Origin of the sequence: Streptomyces sp. NPDC002265, from assembly GCF_040296125.1 — a bacterium.
Lineage (GTDB): Bacteria > Actinomycetota > Actinomycetes > Streptomycetales > Streptomycetaceae > Streptomyces.
This window is the reverse complement of record NZ_JBEOWS010000216.1, coordinates 1-16,759: the sequence shown is the minus strand read 5'-3', so window position 1 is coordinate 16,759 and position 16,759 is coordinate 1. Positions and strand designations below refer to the sequence as shown.

Here is a 16,759-nt window from a genome sequence, read left to right as displayed (position 1 = left end):
CAAGTGGTGGGCCGGTCGGGGGTTCCCGGCGGGTGGGCGGCCGGGCCCTGCGTGGCCCCGCGCCCGCAGGGCCCGGCCGTCGTCCCGGGCGGGACTGTTAGATTCCAGGCCAACGTGGGGTACGGGGTACTACGGGAGGGCGGAGCGCATGGCAGGCCACGGAGCTCGGAACCGGAGCGGCGGGCGGCCGACCCTCGAAGAGGTCGCCGCACGCGCCGGTGTCGGCCGCGGCACGGTCTCCCGGGTGATCAACGGTTCGCCCCGGGTCAGTGACGCGACCCGTGCCGCCGTGGAGGCGGCCGTCGCGGAGCTCGGGTACGTCCCGAACACCGCGGCCCGCGCCCTCGCCGCCAACCGTACGGACGCCATCGCGCTGGTCGTTCCCGAGCCGGAGACCCGGTTCTTCGCCGAGCCGTACTTCTCGGACATGCTGCGCGGTGTCGGGGCCGAGCTGTCGGACACCGAGATGCAGCTGCTGCTGATCTTCGCGGGCAGCGACCGGGAGCGGCGCCGGCTCGCCGAGTACCTGGCGGCGCACCGGGTGGACGGTGTCCTGCTGGTGTCCGTGCACGCCGACGACCCGCTGCCCGACCTGCTGGCCCAGCTGGAGATCCCGGCGGTGATCAGCGGCCCGCGCTCGGCGGCGGAGACGCTCACCTCGGTCGACTCCGACAACTACGGCGGCGCCCGCTCGGCCGTGGAGCATCTGCTGTCCCGGGGGCGCGGCCGTGTCGCGCACATCACCGGCCGGCTCGACGTGTACGGCGCCCAGCGGCGTGCCGACGGCTACCGCGACGCCCTGCGCGACGCGGGCCACGCGCCGGACGAGGGCCTGATCGAGGCGGGCGACTTCACCGAGGAGGGCGGCAGCAGGGCGATGGCGAAGCTCCTCGCCCGCCGCCCGGACCTGGACGCGGTCTTCGCCGCCTCCGACGTGACGGCGGCCGGTGCCCGCCAGGCGCTGCGTGAGGCGGGCCGCCGCATCCCGGAGGACGTGGCCCTCGTCGGGTACGACGACTCGGCCATCGCCCGGCACATGGAACCGCCGCTGACCAGTGTCCGCCAGCCCATCCAGGAGATGGGCCGCGCCATGATCGACCTGCTGCTCAACGAGATCGCCGACCGTCGTCCCTCGGCCTCCCGGGGCCTGGAACGGCGTCAGGTGGTGCTGGCGACGGAGCTGGTGGCCCGGGCGTCCTCGTGACCCGGGGCGGGCCCTTCCCGCACGGTCAGCCGCGCGGCGGGCCGACGGCGCCGGGGCCCGGCGTCAGGGACAGCCGCCAGCGGATCTCGCCGTCCTGCTCCTCGTCGGTGGGGGAGAGCCCGGCCGCCGCGGCGACGGCGGCGGAGGCCAGGTGGTCCGGGTGGATGTGGGCGACGACCGTACGGACGGAGCGTGCGCGCAGGGCGGTCACGAGGGTCTGCGCGGCCTCGGAGGCGTAGCCGCGCCCCTGCCAGGGTGTGCCCACGACCCAGGCGATCTCGGCGAGGCTCCCGCCGGTCACGGTGGCCTGGACGGTGCCGACCAGGCACCGGTCCCGGCGCCGCAGCAGCACCCAGTTGCACCAGGTGACGGACGGGTCGGGGGAGCCGGCGACCAGGCGTGCGTAGCGGGAGCGCAGGGCCTGGGCGGTGGCGGGCGAGCCGCCGATGAAGGTGTGCAGGGCCGGATCGGACAGTACGCCGGCCATGTCCTCGGCGTGCTCGACGCGCAGCGGGACGAGATCGAGCCGGACGCTGCGCAGGGCTTGTGTGCGCAGGAGTTCGGCGCGCGGGGGACCGGCGCCCAGGGGATCGGTGTGCACGGTGAGGTGAGCCTTCCGGAAACGCGTCAGCGGGTGACCTCCCTGAGGAGATCACCCGCTGAACCATCAGGGTGAGTGACGGGACTCGAACCCGCGGCCACCTGGACCACAACCAGGTGCTCTACCAACTGAGCTACACCCACCATGGGCCGGTGGTTGACTTTTCGGTTTCCCCTACCGGCCGAGAAAAAGTGTACAGGGTCTTGAGGGGTGCTCGCGCACACCTTTTGCGGCGGCGCTTCCCGAGCCTCTTCTACGCCTGCTGAGCAGGCAGGACGTGCTTGGCCGCGATCGCCTTCGCGGTGTCCGAGTCGGGGCCGGGCTGGGGGACGAAGACGGCCTCGCGGTAGTACCGGAGTTCCGCGATGGACTCGCGGATGTCGGCGAGAGCGCGGTGGTTGCCGTTCTTCTCGGGGCTGTTGAAGTAGGCCCGCGGGTACCAGCGCCGGGCCAGCTCCTTCACCGAGCTGACGTCGACGATCCGGTAGTGGAGGTGGCTCTCCAGGGCGGGCATGTCGCGGAGCAGGAAGCCGCGGTCGGTGCCGACCGAGTTGCCGCACAGCGGGGCCTTGCCGGGTTCCTTGACGTGCTCGCGTACGTACGCCAGGACCTGCGCCTCGGCGTCCGCCAGCGTCGTGCCGCCGGCCAGCTCGTCGAGCAGACCCGACGCGGTGTGCATCTGGCGCACCACCTCCGGCATCGTCTCCAGGGCGGAGTCCGGCGGACGGATGACGATGTCCACACCGTCGCCGAGCACGTTGAGCTCGGAGTCGGTGACGAGGGCGGCCACCTCGATGAGAGCGTCGTCGGACAGCGAGAGGCCGGTCATCTCGCAGTCGATCCACACCATGCGATCGTTCATGTGTCTAACCTTACGGCGCGCCGCCGTGGGCCGAACCGGTCGTGCGGCGAGCTTGTGGCACGGACCTCGCGGCGGCAGGGGCGGCGCAGACGGCGGCAGCGGGGGAGGGGACGGCGAAGGGGCGGCCGGGCCCGGAAGATCCGGCCCCGACCGCCCCATTCATGCCGTACGTCACATCGTCACGTACGCCGCGAGGACGTCGTCCCCTGCGCCGTCAGGTACGTCGCTTCCGTACGCCGTCACGTCGCGCTGCGCTGGCCGGGCAGGCTGGCCCGGCCAGACAGGTACGCCTCCCGGCCGCCGTCCCCGGCGCCGGACGCCGAGGCGGCCAGCGCCGCCGCCGGTGTACGGCGGGTCTGCGGCGGGACCGGCCCGCCCTCCGGGTGCAGCGCGAGCGGCGGACCCGCCGGGACCGGGGCCGGCGGGCCGTCGCTCTCCAGCTGCCGTTCGCTCTGCGGACGCCGGGCCCGGTAGGCGGCCCGGTAGGCGGCAGGCGACGAGCCCAGCTGACGCCGGAAGTGCCCCCGCAGCGCCACCGGCGAGCGGAAGCCGCAGCGGCCCGCGACCTCGTCCACCGAGTAGTCCGACGTCTCCAGCAGGCGCTGCGCCTGGAGCACGCGCTGGGTGATCAGCCACTGAAGCGGAGCGCTTCCGGTGAGCGAACGGAACCGGCGGTCGAAGGTGCGCCGGCTCATGTACGCGCGCGCCGCGAGGGTCTCCACGTCGAACTGCTCGTGGAGGTGCTCCAGCGCCCAGGCGACGACCTCGGCCAGCGGGTCGGCGCCGATCTCCTCCGGTAAAGACCGATCGAGATAGCGCTCCTGACCGCCACTGCGGCGCGGCGGGACCACCAGCCGGCGGGCCAGCGCACCGGCCGCCTCGTTGCCGTGGTCCGTCCGCACGATGTGCAGACAGAGATCGATCCCGGCCGCGGTGCCCGCCGACGTCAGCACGTCGCCGTCGTCGACGAAGAGTTCACGCGGATCCACGTGTACCGACGGATAGCGCTTGGCCAGCGTCGGCGCGTACATCCAGTGCGTGGTGGCCGGTCGTCCGTCCAGCAGGCCCGCGGCCGCCAGGACGAAGGCGCCGGTGCACAGCCCGACGATGCGGGCGCCTTCCTCGTGCGCCCGGCGCAGTGCGTCGAGCGCCTCCTCCGGTGGCGGCGAGGTGATCGAACGCCAGGCCGGCACGACGACCGTGCCTGCCCGGGAGATCGCCTCCAGGCCGTGTGGTGCGGTGAGTTCCAGGCCCCCTGTGGTCCGCAGTGGGCCGTCCTCGCCTGCGCACACCAGCAGTCGGTAGCGTGGCACGCCGGCGTCCTGGCGGTCGATCCCGAACACCGACAACGGTATGGAACTCTCGAAGATGGGGCCGCCGCTGAACAGCAGCACCGCAACGATCTCCTTGCGGCGTCGCCCGGAAAGCTTCCGGGCCGCGGCTTCCGGCGCGGCAGCGGAGTCGTGGCTCATACTGCTAAGCCCCCCTCGGTGGTCGCGGCTCCTCGGTTGTGTCGCTCCTGCACGTTTCCCCTCGGTCCTGCACGAGTCCCCCGCCGTAACAGTCAAGATCGAATCTACTGTGTCGCGTGCTGCCGTCGTGACCAGTTCACCACTGGGCACATTGTCGACATGGCAACTTGGCGTGAAGCATTCGATCACGAAGCGTTGCACTCGTGGGGCGTGCAGGGAAGTGCGCCTCGTGGCAGTGGCCAATCCCCGTAGGGTGCGCGGGGTCCCCGAGGCCCTATCGGTGCAGGTCGAACGGGGGGTGGGGGGTGTTCGGGGCAAGGAATGGACAGGGGCGAGAAGTTGGCTGAAAACAACCGCTCGCGTGCATAAAAACCGGTCAGCCGACCGGTGTACTTCCGCCCGGACGGCGTCCGCCTCCCCGCGCCCCCGTTCCGACCCCGTGACGCCCTCCGCGAGCCGCGCCGGACGGGGCGCCCGCCTCGGCCCGCAGCAGGGCCGCGCCGCGTTCGGACCTGCGCAGCAGGACCCGGCAGGCGGCCGTGACGGCCGCGAGGCCGAACGCCGTACCGGCGGCACCGGCGAGCGAGGAGCCGTACCAGAGCAGCACCACCGGGACCAGCACGCAGCTGAACGCGGCCCAGCGGACCACGTCGGTCGCCGTGTCCGGGGCCGGCGGGGCGGCGCGCCCGGCCTCGGAGCCGGTGCGGGGTGAGGGCATGGCGTGCTCCCTGTGGCGGTCGGTCACGCGGGTTCAACGCCCGCCCGCTCGCTCGGTCACCAGCGCCGGTCAAGTGAATCCTGTTGAATCCTGTGCGAACCGCCTGTACGGGGCAGCAACCGTTGCGTCCCGGGCGCCCCCTCGTGCATGCTCCGGGGAACCTGCACGGAGCGTGCACGGGATCTGGGCGAAGGAGGAGTGCCGCCGTACCCTTGGGGTATGGGGTTGGGAAGATGATTCCCGGACACACCTCTTGTCCCACACCGTCGTCCCCACCCACGAGGATCTGAACGCCGAGACAGTCATGGCCGGTCACGAATTCTTCGAACCCGCGGACCGCAAGCGGCCCGTCGCCGACCCCACGGCGGCCGAGCCCCTCGCGGCGGAAGAGCAACGCCACGCGTGCGACCCCGCTTTCAAGCACGGTGTGGTCGTCGGCTTCGACGGCTCCACGTCCAGTGAGCGGGCCCTCGCGTACGCCATCGGCATGGCCCACCGCTCCCGGTCGGGCCTGATCATCGTCCATGTCGCCAACCGGCTGCCCACCACGGTGTGGGCCGGCTGCGAACCGCCGGTCTTCGTGGACGTGCCGGACCACCGCACCGAGGTGCTCGGTCTTGAACTCGCCTGCGCGGAGTACCTCGCGGAGGTGCCCTGGATCCTGGTCGAGCGCGGCGGCGACATCTGCCACGAACTCGAAGAGGTGGGGCGGGAGTACGAGGCCGACGCGATCGTCGTCGGCTCCACGCACGGCATCGTGGGCCGGATCTTCGGCTCGGTCGCCGGGCGGCTCGCCAAGCGGGCCAAGCGGCCCGTCATCGTCATTCCGTAACTCCCCGCGTCCGCGGGCGAGATGCCCGGCGGCCCGGCTCAACTCCCTTGATGCGCGGCGCGAATCTACTCGCGCGTAGCAAGTGTTTGTGCCCTTGTGAAGGGCATATATCGCTCACCGCGCAACGCACATGCATGAAGGGAGCCCGCCGTGGACAACGACGTCTCTGCGGGAAGAACCACCACCACGATCTTCGGCCGACTCGCCCTGGGAATCACCCTGTTGGCGTTCGGGCTCGGATACACGGACCTGATCGACGGCGTGACGGCGGCGGACGCCGTGACCCTTGCCCACTACGTCGGCGGTGTCGCCCTGTTCCTCGCCGGGCTGCTCGCCCTGCGCGACCGCGACACGGCGAACGGCACCGCCTACACCGTCCTCGGCGCACTGTGGTTCACCTGGGCCGTCTCGGCGGGCACCCAGGCCTCCGCCAACGCCGCGGGACTCTTCCTGCTGCTGTTCGCCTCGGTGGCGCTCAGCCTCACCCTGGCGGGCGGCGACCAGCTCGGCCAGGGCACCTACGGGCTGTTCTTCGTCTCGCTCCTGCTGCTGGCCATCGCCGCCTTCTCGGACAGCGGCAGCCTGACCAAGGCCGGCGGCTGGTTCGCCGTCGCCGCCGGAGCGGTGGCCTGGTACGCGGCGACCGCGGCCCTGGCCCACTGGCCCACGGCACTTCCCGGACGCGCCGCCGGCCGGGGGGTGACGGCCACCGGCTGAGACAGGCGCGGGCCGGGGTACCGGGCGGCCCCGGCCCCTGAAGGAACGACCCCCTGTGCCGGTGGCTCACAGGGGGTCGTTCACGTCACTGCGCGAGGGGGGAGTCCTACTCCACCGTCACCGACTTGGCGAGGTTGCGCGGCTTGTCGATGTCCCGGCCCAGGGCCTTGGCCGTGTGGTACGCGAGCAGCTGCAGCGGGATGCCCATCAGGATCGGGTCCAGCTCGTCCTCGTTCTTCGGCACGACGATGGTCTGGTCGGCCTTCTCCTGCTCCCGGTGCGCGACCGCGAGGATCCGGCCGCTGCGGGCCTTGATCTCCTCCAGGGCCGCGCGGTTCTTCTCCAGCAGGTCGTCGTCCGGGACGATCGCGACCGTCGGCAGAGCGGGCTCGATCAGCGCCAGCGGACCGTGCTTGAGCTCGGAGGCCGGGTAGGCCTCCGCGTGGATGTAGGAGACCTCCTTGAGCTTCAGCGAGGCCTCACGGGCCACCGGGTAGCCCCGGACGCGGCCGATGAAGAGCATCGAGCGGGCCTCGGCGTACTCCGCGGCCAGCTTCTGGATCTCCGCCTCCTGCTCCAGGATCTCGGTGATCTGCCCGGGCAGCTTGCGCAGACCCTCGATGATCCGCTTGCCGTCGCGCACCGACAGGTCGCGGGTGCGGCCCAGGTGCAGCGCGAGCAGCGCGAAGGCGACCGTGGTGTTGGTGAAGCACTTGGTGGAGACCACGCAGACCTCGGGGCCCGCGTGCACGTACACGCCGCCGTCCGCCTCGCGGGCGATCGCCGAGCCCACCACGTTGACCACGCCCAGCACCCGCGCGCCCTTGCGCTTGAGCTCCTGGACGGCCGCCAGCACGTCGTACGTCTCACCGGACTGCGAGACGGCGATGTACAGCGTGTCGGGGTCGACGACGGCGTTGCGGTAGCGGAACTCGGAGGCCGGCTCGGCGTCCGCGGGGATACGGGCCAGCTCCTCGATCATCTGGGCGCCGATCATGCCCGCGTGGTAGGAGGTGCCGCAGCCGAGGATCTTCACGCGGCGGATCTGGCGCGCCTCGCGGGCGTCCAGGTTCAGGCCGCCGAGGTGCACGGTGGAGAACCGGTCGTCGATGCGGCCGCGCAGCACGCGGTCCACGGCGTCGGCCTGCTCGAAGATCTCCTTGTGCATGTACGTGTCGTGGCCGCCCATGTCGTACGACGCGGCCTCCCACTCCACGATCGTCGGCTCGGCGGTGGTGCGGGTGCCCTCGGTGGTGTACGTCCGGAAGTCGTCGGCCTTGAGGGTGGCCATCTCGCCGTCGTCCAGCGTGACTATCTGCCGGGTGTGGGCGACCAGGGCGGCGATGTCCGAGGCGACGAACATCTCCTTCTCGCCGATGCCGAGGACGACCGGGGAGCCGTTGCGGGCCACCACGATGCGGTCGTTGAAGTCGGCGTGCATCACGGCGATGCCGTAGGTGCCCTCGACCACCCGCAGCGCCTCGCGGACCTTGTCCTCCAGCTTCTCGTGCTGGGAGCGCGCGATGAGGTGGGTGAGCACCTCGGTGTCGGTCTCGGAGAGGAACTCGACCCCGTCGGCCTCGAGCTTCTTGCGCAGGTCGGAGGCGTTGTCGATGATGCCGTTGTGGACGACCGCGACCTTGTTGTCGGCCGACATGTGCGGGTGCGCGTTGACGTCGGACGGGGCGCCGTGGGTGGCCCAGCGGGTGTGGGCGATGCCCGTGGTGCCCTTGAAGCGCGCCGGGACCTTGGCCTCCAGGTCGCGGACCCGGCCCTTGGCCTTGACCAGCCTCAGACCCGGCGTCTTCGGCGAGGTGACGACGATGCCCGCGGAGTCGTAGCCGCGGTACTCCAGGCGCTGGAGGCCCTCCAGCAGGAGGGGAGCGACGTCACGCCGACCGATGTATCCGACAATTCCGCACATATATAGGTATTCCTCAGCCGTAGACCATGCGGCGCAGCTGTCGGAGCGAGAGCTCCGGCGGCGACACCGCCCGGTATTTCAGGTCCGCCTCGATCCGTTCGAAGATCGTCGCGTTCACCAGGCCCTGGGCCTGGAGCTCGCGATGGCGGCGACGGACGTAGTCCTCGGTCGTCTCGTCGAAGTAGGCGAGCACGTCCTGGATCACCCGCAGGGCCTCGCCCCGGTTCAGAGGCGTGGACCGCGTCAGGTGATCAACGAGTTCGTCGTGCACCCGGTAGATCCTGGGCTACGGACAGTAGATCCGCAACAATCCTGCCCGATTTCGGGCAGGGCTGTGTTGAATCTCTTATGAGGTGCTGTTCGCCGACTGTCCATCCTGAATCTTGCGGTCCGTAGCCTTGGGAGACGAGTTTCAGACGCCATGGACATTCCTCGCATGGGCGTACCCGAGCAGCTGGCCGATCGCATGAGCATGGCCGAACAGCATGAATACCTGCGCGCAAGATTCTCCAGGCGCACGATGATGAGAGGCGGCGCGGTCACCGTGGGCGCCGTCGTCGGTGGCGCGTTCGTGCCGGGGGCCACCGCCCAGGCCGCCGTGCCCACCCAGTCCACCGCGCCCGCGGCCGAGACGGTCGACGGCGCCCTCGTGGCTCCCTTCGGCCGTCACCTGGCCTACGGCAACGACCCGGGCACCGAGATGACGGTCTCGTGGCAGGTCCCGGTCGCGGTGAAGAAGCCGTTCATCCGGATCGGCGCCCACCCCTGGGACCTCTCCCGCAAGATCGAGGCCGAGGTCCGCACCCTCTACACCCCGGCCGGTGTCGGCGCGAGCGGCGACCACACCCAGTACTACCTGCACGCCAAGCTCACCCACCTGCGCCCGGGCCGCACGTACTACTACGGCGTCGGCCACCAGGGCTTCGACCCGGCCGCGGCGCACCTGGCCGGCACCCTGGGCACCTTCACCACCGCGCCCGACTGCAAGCAGCCGTTCACCTTCACCGCCTTCGGCGACCAGGGCGTCAGCTACCACGCGCTGGCCAACGACAGCCTGATCCTCGGCCAGAACCCGGCCTTCCACCTGCACGCCGGCGACATCGCCTACGGCGATCCGGCCGGCCAGGGCAAGACCTCCGACACCGGGTTCGACTCGCGCACCTGGGACCAGTTCCTGTACCAGACCGAGTCGGTCGCCAAGCAGATCCCGTGGATGGTCTCGTACGGCAACCACGACATGGAGGCCTGGTACTCGCCCAACGGCTACGGCGGCGAGGAAGCCCGCTGGACCCTCCCGGACAACGGCCCGGACGCCAAGAACCTCCCGGGCGTCTACTCCTTCGTCTACGGCAACACCGCGATCATCTCGCTGGACCCCAACGACGTCTCCTTCGAGATCCCGGCCAACCTCGGCATCTCCGGCGGCACCCAGACCAAGTGGTTCGAGGCGCAGCTGAAGAAGTTCCGCGCCTCGAAGAACATCGACTTCGTCATCGTGTTCTTCCACCACTGCGCGTACTGCACCTCCACCGCGCACGCCTCGGAGGGGGGCGTGCGCCAGGAGTGGGTGCCGCTGTTCGACAAGTACCAGGTCGACCTGGTCATCAACGGCCACAACCACCAGTACGAGCGCACCGACGTCATCAAGGGCGACCAGGTCGTCAAGAAGCTGCCGATCGGCGAGACCGCCTACTCGGACAGCGAGGGCACCGTCTACGTCACGGCGGGCGCCGCGGGCCGCAGCCTGTACGCCTTCACCGCCCCCGACTCCTACGAGGGCCACCAGAACGAGGTCGACTCCGTGGCCTCCTTCATCAACACCAAGGACGGCAAGGTCGACGAGACCGTCACCTGGTCGCGGGTGCGCTACCTGAACTACTCCTTCCTGCGCGTGGACGTCACCCCCGCGTCGAAGGGCCGCTACACCACCCTGAAGGTCCAGGGCATCGCCGAGACCGGCGAGCGCATCGACCACTTCACGGTGGCCCGCAGGGCGAAGTAGGCCGGACCGGGCGGGCGGTCCTCACATCCGTCCGAGGATCGCCTGCTTGGCCGCCGTGAACTCCTCGTCCGTCAGCACCCCCGTGCGGTGCAGCTCGCCGAGCTCACGCAGCCGCCGCAGCAGCGCGTCGTGCCCGTCCTCGGCGGGGGCGGGCACGAGCTGCCGGGGCACCAGGGGCCCGGACGGCCGTACGTCCCCGGCAGGGGGCGCGGCCGGATGCGGCAGCCGGGCCTGCACAGCCGCCGCGACCAGTGCCATCAGCGGGTCCCGCTTGAAGCCCCACAGCTCCACGGAGTTCGGGTCGTACTTCGGCGGGGCCTTGGTCGCCGCCCCCCGCACGGCGAAGCGCAGCGAACCGTTCTCCAGGCCGACGGCCGGGTGCCACTCGACGCCCGTGATGTCGCCGACGGCGAGGGTACGGGCGCCGGCCGCGGCCTTGGCGTCCTCCGTCTTCCAGTTCCACTCCAGACGCACCCGCTCCCCGTCGAAGCTCGCCGTGCCGTCCCCGGCGGACACCGACAGCGGTACGGACGGGCCGGGCAGCAGGAACCGGTCCACCGGGCCGGAGCCGACCTCGTCCAGCAGCAGCGCGTTGCGCACCTCGTCGGTGAAGTACTCGGCGACGCCGTGGCGTTCGGGCTCCACCAGCAACTGGTAGGGGTCGTGCGGTTCGCCGAGCCGCCCGCCGGTGGCGTGCAACAGGGGGTCGGCGCCCTCGCGCAGCCGCAGCCTGAGCCGCCCCGCCTTACGGCCCTGCTCGAAGGACACCCCGGCCAACGCCGCCAGTGGCACGACGAGTTCACCCAGCGTCCGGCGCAGTACGCCGACGCTCTTGTCCCGTCCGGGGGTCAGCCGGACGGCGCCCCCGTCGAAGACCCAGGTGCCGTCCTTCTGGATGATCTCCGCCATACGGCAATTGTTTCATCACGGCAGTTCGCCGGCCCCGGGGATTCTCCGCCGCGAAGCGACGGGCACCCCGCGGGACCGTACCGCGGGGTGCCCGTCCGTGGGCGGGGCCTACCGGCCCGCGAGGGGGTTCGCCAGGGTGCCGGCCAGCTGGAGGGCGCCGGACGGGTCCGCCAGGTCCACCATCTGCCGGTTGTCGCGCAGCTGGAGGCGGTTGAGGCAGGACAGGGCGAACTCGGGGGCGAACATGTCGTACTGGCGGAACCTGTCGGCCAGTTCGGGGTTCGCCTCCTGGTACTCGTGGGTGACCTCGGCGACCGTGCCCCAGAACTCGTCCTCCGCCAGGACCCCCTCGCCGGCGAGGTTCGCGGCGAGGAAGCGGAAGAAGCAGTCGAAGACGTCGGTGAAGATCGACAGCAGCTTCATGTCCTCGGGCACCTCCGCACGGATGCGCCGCACCTCGGGCGGCAGCACCGCGTCCGGGTCCATGACGACGATCTCCTCGGCGATGTCCTTGTAGATCGCGCGCTGCACCACCCCGTCCTTCAGGACCAGGATGACGTTCTCGCCGTGCGGCATGTACACCAGGTCGTAGGCGTAGAAGCTGTGCAGCAGCGGGGTGTAGTAGGCCCGCAGATAGCGGCGCAGCCACTCGGCCGGCGCCAGCCCCGACCGCTCGATCAGCGCGGCCGCGATCGAGGCGCCCTCGTGGTCGACGTGGACGAGACTGGCCATGGTCGCCAGCGACTCGCCCTCCGCCAGCGACGGCACCGGGCTCTCGCGCCACAGCGCGGCCAGCATCTTGCGGTAGGGCGAGTAGCGGTCCGTGGCCGCCTCGTACTCCAGGTGCCGGTAGCCCACGGCGGCCCGCTCGCGGATGATCGACAGGCCGCTCGACCGCAGCACCGGGTCGGTGGCGACGAGCTGCGCGAGCCAGTCGTTGATCGCGGGGGTGGCCTCCATGTATGCGGCCGACAGGCCCCGCATGAACCCCATGTTGATGACGGACAGCGCCGTCTTCACATAGTGCTTCCCGGGGTGGGAGGAGTTGAAGAAGGTCCGGATGGACTGCTGGGCGAGGTACTCGTCGTCGCCCTCGCCCAGGCAGACCAGGTGCCGGCGGGCGACCTCGGCGGCGAAGGTCACGGTGAGCTTGTTCCACCACTGCCAGGGGTGGACGGGGATGAAGAGGTAGTCGGCCGGGTCGAGTCCCAGGCCGGTCAGCCGGGCGTGGAAGCGGTCGACGGTCTCCTCGCCCAGCTCCTGCCGTACGAACGACTCGTACTCGATGCCCACGCCTGCCGTGAACGCGGCCCGCGAGCGGTGCGCGGCCAGCCACACCAGCCGTACCGGGCTCGCCGTCTCGGGCGCGTACGACAGGTACTCGTGGACGCCGAAGCCGAGCCGCCCGTTGTTGGCGACGAAGCAGGGGTGGCCCTCGGTCATGCCGGTCTCGATCGCCTGGAAGCCGGCGCCGGCCAGCTCGGCCGAGGGGATCTGCGGCTTGGTGAGCTTGTAGCAGGTGCCGGAGAGGGTGGAGGAGATCTCCTCCAGGTACACCGGCAGGATCTCGTCGCTCAGCCCCAGCGACTTCTTCAGCTCGATGAAGAAGTCCAGCGCGGCCAGGGGAAGTTCGACGCCGTCACGGTGACGGGTGAGGGAGTCGGCGTCCACCTGCCAGTGATCCAGCGCGCGGCGGACGGCGGTGAACCGGTAGACGGTCTGGCCGTCGTCGCTGTGCACGGCGTACCCCTCGCCGTCCGGCTCGGGGCTGATCAGCCGCTCGTGCGCGAACTCGGCGAGCGCCTTGCGGACCAGCAGCCGGTTGGCCTGCTCCCAGCGCTCGGGGGACAGGTGGGCCACGGAGTCGGCGAGGGTCACGCGGCCACCGCCTTCTCGAACTGCGCGCGCGTGCAGAAGCTCAGCAGCGCCGTCTTCTCCGGCTTCTCGATCTCACGGTCGGGTTCAAAGCCGACCGCCTCGTTGAGGGCGTGCACGGCCCTGTTGCCGACGTCGGGCTCCACCACGACCCGGGCGGTCGCCGGGTCCGCGAAGAGGTGCGCCATCACGGCGGTGATCACCGCGCGGGTGAAGCCGTGCACGGGCGTGTCCGTCGGGGCTACGAGGAAGTGCATGCCGACGTCACCGGGGAGCGGCTCGTACAGGCCGACCAGCTCGCGGTGGGCGGGGTCGTAGCGCTCCATCAGGAAGGCTGGTACGCCGTCGTGCAGGCCCAGCAGCGCGTGATGGTGCTCGTCCGCCGCCATCTCCATGTACGCCCGCTCGACGTCCTCCAGCTTCGCGTCCTGCATCATCCAGAAGGCCGCCTTGGGATGGGTGACCCAGCCGTGCAGCAGCTCGGCGTCCTTCAGCGGGTCGAGCGGGCGGACGGTGAACGTCCCGATGCCGGTGCGGGGGGCGGTCATATGGCGAACTCCTGGAACGCGATCTTCTTCTCGACCGGGTAGTACTCGGTGCCGAGCAGCTCCCGGATGATGTAGGCGTTGCGGTACGGGCCCATGCCCAGGTCGGGCGAGGTGATGCTGTGCGTGTGGACGGCGCCGTTCTGGAGGAAGACGCCCCGGCCCGTCACGTCGATCGCGTAGTTGCGGGCCACGTCGAAGTTGCCGTGCCCGTCGTAGCGCAGCCGGTCGCGGACCGGGGCGAGGAACTCCGGCTCGGTGTACGCGTAGCCGGTGGCCAGGATCAGGCCCTGGCTGCTCAGCTCGTAGTCCTTGCCCTGCTCCTCCTGGCGCAGTGTCAGGGTGTACGTGCCGTCGTCGTACCGGGCGCCGGTCAGGGCCGAGTTGGTGAGCAGCCGGGTGGGGACCGGGCCGGCGAGGTTCTTCTGGTACAGCAGATCGAAGATCTCGTCGATCAGGTCGCCGTCGATGCCCTTGAACAGGCCTTTCTGCTCGGCGGTGAGCCGGTAGCGGGTGTCCTCGGGCAGCTCGCGGAAGTAGTCGACGTACTCCGGGGAGGTCATCTCCAGCGTGAGCTTGGTGTACTCCAGCGGGAAGAAGCGCGGCGAGCGGGTGACCCAGTTCAGCCGGTAGCCGTGCACGTCGATCTCGGCGAGGAGGTCCTGGTAGATCTCGGCGGCGGACTGGCCGCTGCCGACCAGGGTGATCGACTCCTTGCGCTGCAACTGCGCCTTGTGCTCCAGGTAGCGGGAGTTGTGGATGAAGTCGCCGCCCAGGTCCCGGCAGGCCTCGGGCAGGTGCGGCGAGGTGCCGGTGCCCAGGACCAGGTGGCGGGCGCGGTAGGTGTCGCCCGCGGTGGTCGTCACGACGTAGGTCGCGTCCGCGTCCTCGTACGTCACCGTCCGGACGGTCGTGCCGAAGCGGATGCTGCTCAGCTTGCCGGCGGCCCAGCGGCAGTAGTCGTCGTACTCGACCCGCAGCGGGTAGAAGTTCTCGCGGATGTAGAACGAGTAGAGCCGGCCGCGCTCCTTGAGGTAGTTCAGGAAGGAGTACGGGGAGGTCGGGTCGGCGAGGGTGACCAGGTCCGACATGAACGGCGTCTGGAGGTGGGCGCCGTCGAGGAACATCCCCGCGTGCCACTCGAAGTCGGGCTTCGTCTCCAGGAAGACGCCGTCGAGTCCGGCGATCGGTTCGGTGAGGCAGGCCAGGCCGAGGTTGAAGGGGCCGAGCCCGATCCCCACGAAGTCGTAGGTCTTCTCTCGGGACTCAGGAAGCGCGGTCAACGGATTCTCCCAGGTACTGCTCGGCGTGGCCGGCGATCAGGTCGAGGACGGCGGCGATGTCGTCCGCGGTGGTCTCGGGGTTGAGCAGGGTGAACTTCAGATAGTGGCGTCCGCCCACCTTGGTGCCCGCGACGACGGCGTCGCCGGAGGCGAACAGGGCCTTGCGGGCGTAGAGGTTGGCGCGGTCGATCTCGGCCGGGTCGGTGACGGCGGCCGGGATGTAGCGGAAGACCAGGGTGGACAGGGACGGCCGGACCACCACGTCGAAGCGCGGGTCGGCGGCCAGCAGCCGCCAGCCCTCGTCCGCGAGGTCGCAGACCTCGTCGAAGAGCGAGCCGATGCCGTCGGCGCCCATCACGCGCAGCGTCATCCACAGCTTGAGCGCGTCGAAGCGGCGGGTGGTCTGGAGGGACTTGTCCACCTGGTTGGGGATGCGCTCCTCCACCATGCGGCGCGGGTTGAGGTAGTCCGCGTGGTAGGTGGCGTGCCGCAGGGTGGCGGCGTCGCGGACCAGGACGGCGGAGGAACTCACCGGCTGGAAGAAGGACTTGTGGTAGTCGACGGTGACCGAGTCGGCGCGCTCGATGCCGTCGATGCGGTCCCGGTACTTCACCGAGGCGAGCAGACCGCAGCCGTAGGCGGCGTCGACGTGCATCCACACGCCGTACTGCCGGCACAGCTCGGCGATCTCGGGCAGCGGGTCGATGGAGCCGAAGTCGGTGGTGCCGCCGGTGGCGACGACGGCCATGGGGACGAGACCGTCCCTGCGGCAGCGCTCCAGCTCGTGGGCGAGGGCGACGGTCTGCATCCGCCGGTCGTGGTCGACGGGGATGCTCACCACCGCGTCAGCGCTCAGGCCGAGCAGTTTCGCGGATTTCCTGACGCTGAAGTGGCTGGCCTCGGATGCGAAGACGCGCAGCCGGTCGAGGCTGTCGGTCTTGGCCTCCTCGCGGGCCAGCAGCAGCGCCTGGAGGTTGGACTGGGTGCCACCGGAGGTGAACACCCCGTCGGCGGACGGGCCGAGGCCGATCCGGGCGGCCGTCCAGTCGATGAGCCTGCGTTCGATCAGGGTGCCGCCGGCCGACTGGTCCCAGGTGTCCAGCGAGGAGTTGACGGCGGACAGGACCGCCTCGCCGAGCACGGCCGGGATGACGACCGGGCAGTTGAGGTGAGCGAGGTAGCGGGGGTGGTGGAAGTAGACGGCGTCGCGCAGGTAGACCTCTTCGAGTTCGTCCAGGGCGGCCGTGGTGTCGTGCAGCGGCCGGTCGAGGTCGATCTGCTCGATGCGGGGGGCGAGGATGTCCGCGGTGACGCCGGTGAACGGCCGTTCGGTGGTGGCGAGTTTGGCCGCCACCCGCTCGACTCCTTCGGTCACGGAGCGACGGTAGTCCTCCGCGGTGAGGTCATTGAGCAGGTGCGAGCGCATGTGGGGGTCCTCCGGATGGGGAGAGTCCGTGCGGGACGAGAAGGGGGAGAAGGCGGCGGGATCCCGGCTTCAACTTAGGTAAGCCTAACCTAATTAACGAGACGGAAACGCCGACTCCTCCGTGACCGCGATCACTTGGACCCGGGGGCCCCATCTGCCGTGCCGCCGGGTCCTGTTGGTCGGGGTGGTGGCCACCGGGTCCTGTTGGTCGGGGTGGTGGCCACCGGGTCCTGTTGGTCGGGGTGGCGGCCACCGGGTCCTGTTGGTCGGGGTGGTGGCCACCGGGTCCTGTTGGTCGGGGTGGCGGCCACCGGGCCCTGTTGGTCGGGGTGGCCGCCACCGGGCCCGCCCGGGCGGGGGCGGGGGGGCGCGCCTGGGCGCGCCGCGGT

At 70.7% G+C, this 16,759-nt stretch carries 15 protein-coding genes and 1 tRNA gene; 4 read left to right on the top strand and 12 right to left on the bottom strand.

Going from position 1 to position 16,759, the window contains the following annotated elements:
- The first annotated feature begins 148 nt into the window (after positions 1 to 148).
- Positions 149 to 1,204: a LacI family DNA-binding transcriptional regulator gene (locus ABT085_RS30435; protein WP_351614931.1), complete on the top strand. Its 1,056-nt coding sequence runs from the start codon at positions 149 to 151 to the stop codon at positions 1,202 to 1,204.
- 25 nt (positions 1,205 to 1,229) lie between these two features.
- Here ABT085_RS30435 and ABT085_RS30430 read toward each other — a convergent pair whose 3' ends face one another.
- The 5 genes from ABT085_RS30430 to ABT085_RS30410 form a co-directional block, all read right to left on the bottom strand.
- The gene (locus ABT085_RS30430) at positions 1,230 to 1,760 is read right to left on the bottom strand and encodes a GNAT family N-acetyltransferase (protein ID WP_351614934.1); all 531 of its coding nucleotides are present in this window, start codon (positions 1,758 to 1,760) and stop codon (positions 1,230 to 1,232) included.
- Positions 1,761 to 1,875: 115 nt separating this feature from the next.
- Positions 1,876 to 1,948 (bottom strand) — tRNA-His (locus tag ABT085_RS30425).
- A gap of 110 nt (positions 1,949 to 2,058) precedes the next feature.
- Positions 2,059 to 2,667, bottom strand: a complete 609-nt coding sequence (gene orn / locus ABT085_RS30420) for an oligoribonuclease (protein ID WP_351614929.1) — start codon at positions 2,665 to 2,667, stop codon at positions 2,059 to 2,061.
- A 239-nt stretch (positions 2,668 to 2,906) separates the two neighbouring features.
- On the bottom strand, positions 2,907 to 4,139 hold the full coding sequence (locus tag ABT085_RS30415; RefSeq protein ID WP_351614927.1) for a helix-turn-helix domain-containing protein: 1,233 nt from the start codon (positions 4,137 to 4,139) through the stop codon (positions 2,907 to 2,909).
- A gap of 376 nt (positions 4,140 to 4,515) precedes the next feature.
- Positions 4,516 to 4,857, bottom strand: a complete 342-nt coding sequence (locus ABT085_RS30410; protein WP_351614924.1) for a hypothetical protein — start codon at positions 4,855 to 4,857, stop codon at positions 4,516 to 4,518.
- 304 nt (positions 4,858 to 5,161) lie between these two features.
- Between ABT085_RS30410 and ABT085_RS30405 the strand changes: the two genes are divergently transcribed.
- Both ABT085_RS30405 and ABT085_RS30400 read left to right on the top strand, forming a co-directional pair.
- Complete coding sequence (locus ABT085_RS30405) at positions 5,162 to 5,689, top strand: universal stress protein (RefSeq protein ID WP_152894508.1); 528 nt, start codon at positions 5,162 to 5,164, stop codon at positions 5,687 to 5,689.
- Positions 5,690 to 5,839: 150 nt separating this feature from the next.
- On the top strand, positions 5,840 to 6,406 hold the full coding sequence (locus tag ABT085_RS30400) for a GPR1/FUN34/YaaH family transporter (protein ID WP_351614921.1): 567 nt from the start codon (positions 5,840 to 5,842) through the stop codon (positions 6,404 to 6,406).
- Positions 6,407 to 6,512: 106 nt separating this feature from the next.
- Here the strand turns inward: ABT085_RS30400 and glmS are convergent, their stop codons facing one another.
- Together glmS and ABT085_RS30390 are read right to left on the bottom strand one after the other, a co-directional pair.
- Positions 6,513 to 8,330: a glutamine--fructose-6-phosphate transaminase (isomerizing) gene (gene glmS, locus ABT085_RS30395; RefSeq protein ID WP_351614918.1), complete on the bottom strand. Its 1,818-nt coding sequence runs from the start codon at positions 8,328 to 8,330 to the stop codon at positions 6,513 to 6,515.
- 13 nt (positions 8,331 to 8,343) lie between these two features.
- The gene (locus tag ABT085_RS30390; protein ID WP_351614915.1) at positions 8,344 to 8,601 is read right to left on the bottom strand and encodes a hypothetical protein; all 258 of its coding nucleotides are present in this window, start codon (positions 8,599 to 8,601) and stop codon (positions 8,344 to 8,346) included.
- A 165-nt stretch (positions 8,602 to 8,766) separates the two neighbouring features.
- Between ABT085_RS30390 and ABT085_RS30385 the strand changes: the two genes are divergently transcribed.
- Positions 8,767 to 10,332, top strand: a complete 1,566-nt coding sequence (locus ABT085_RS30385) for a purple acid phosphatase family protein (protein WP_351614912.1) — start codon at positions 8,767 to 8,769, stop codon at positions 10,330 to 10,332.
- A gap of 21 nt (positions 10,333 to 10,353) precedes the next feature.
- On the opposite strand, the gene ABT085_RS30380 is transcribed toward ABT085_RS30385, so the two are convergent.
- From ABT085_RS30380 to desA, 5 genes are all read right to left on the bottom strand, one after another.
- Positions 10,354 to 11,241, bottom strand: a complete 888-nt coding sequence (locus tag ABT085_RS30380; protein ID WP_351614909.1) for a DUF4429 domain-containing protein — start codon at positions 11,239 to 11,241, stop codon at positions 10,354 to 10,356.
- 108 nt (positions 11,242 to 11,349) lie between these two features.
- Positions 11,350 to 13,119, bottom strand: coding sequence for an IucA/IucC family protein (locus tag ABT085_RS30375; RefSeq protein ID WP_351614907.1), 1,770 nt, complete (start codon positions 13,117 to 13,119; stop codon positions 11,350 to 11,352).
- Positions 13,116 to 13,664 (bottom strand): GNAT family N-acetyltransferase, encoded by a 549-nt coding sequence (locus ABT085_RS30370; protein WP_351614904.1) that lies wholly within the window; start codon positions 13,662 to 13,664, stop codon positions 13,116 to 13,118. The genes ABT085_RS30375 and ABT085_RS30370 overlap by 4 nt, the downstream gene beginning before the upstream one ends.
- Positions 13,661 to 14,944 carry a lysine N(6)-hydroxylase/L-ornithine N(5)-oxygenase family protein gene (locus tag ABT085_RS30365; protein ID WP_351614902.1) on the bottom strand — a complete coding sequence of 428 codons (1,284 nt, stop codon included), beginning with the start codon at positions 14,942 to 14,944 and terminating at the stop codon, positions 13,661 to 13,663. The genes ABT085_RS30370 and ABT085_RS30365 overlap by 4 nt, the downstream gene beginning before the upstream one ends.
- On the bottom strand, positions 14,928 to 16,370 hold the full coding sequence (gene desA / locus ABT085_RS30360; protein WP_351614899.1) for a lysine decarboxylase DesA: 1,443 nt from the start codon (positions 16,368 to 16,370) through the stop codon (positions 14,928 to 14,930). Before desA ends, ABT085_RS30365 begins: the two co-directional genes overlap by 17 nt.
- Positions 16,371 to 16,759 lie beyond the last annotated feature (389 nt).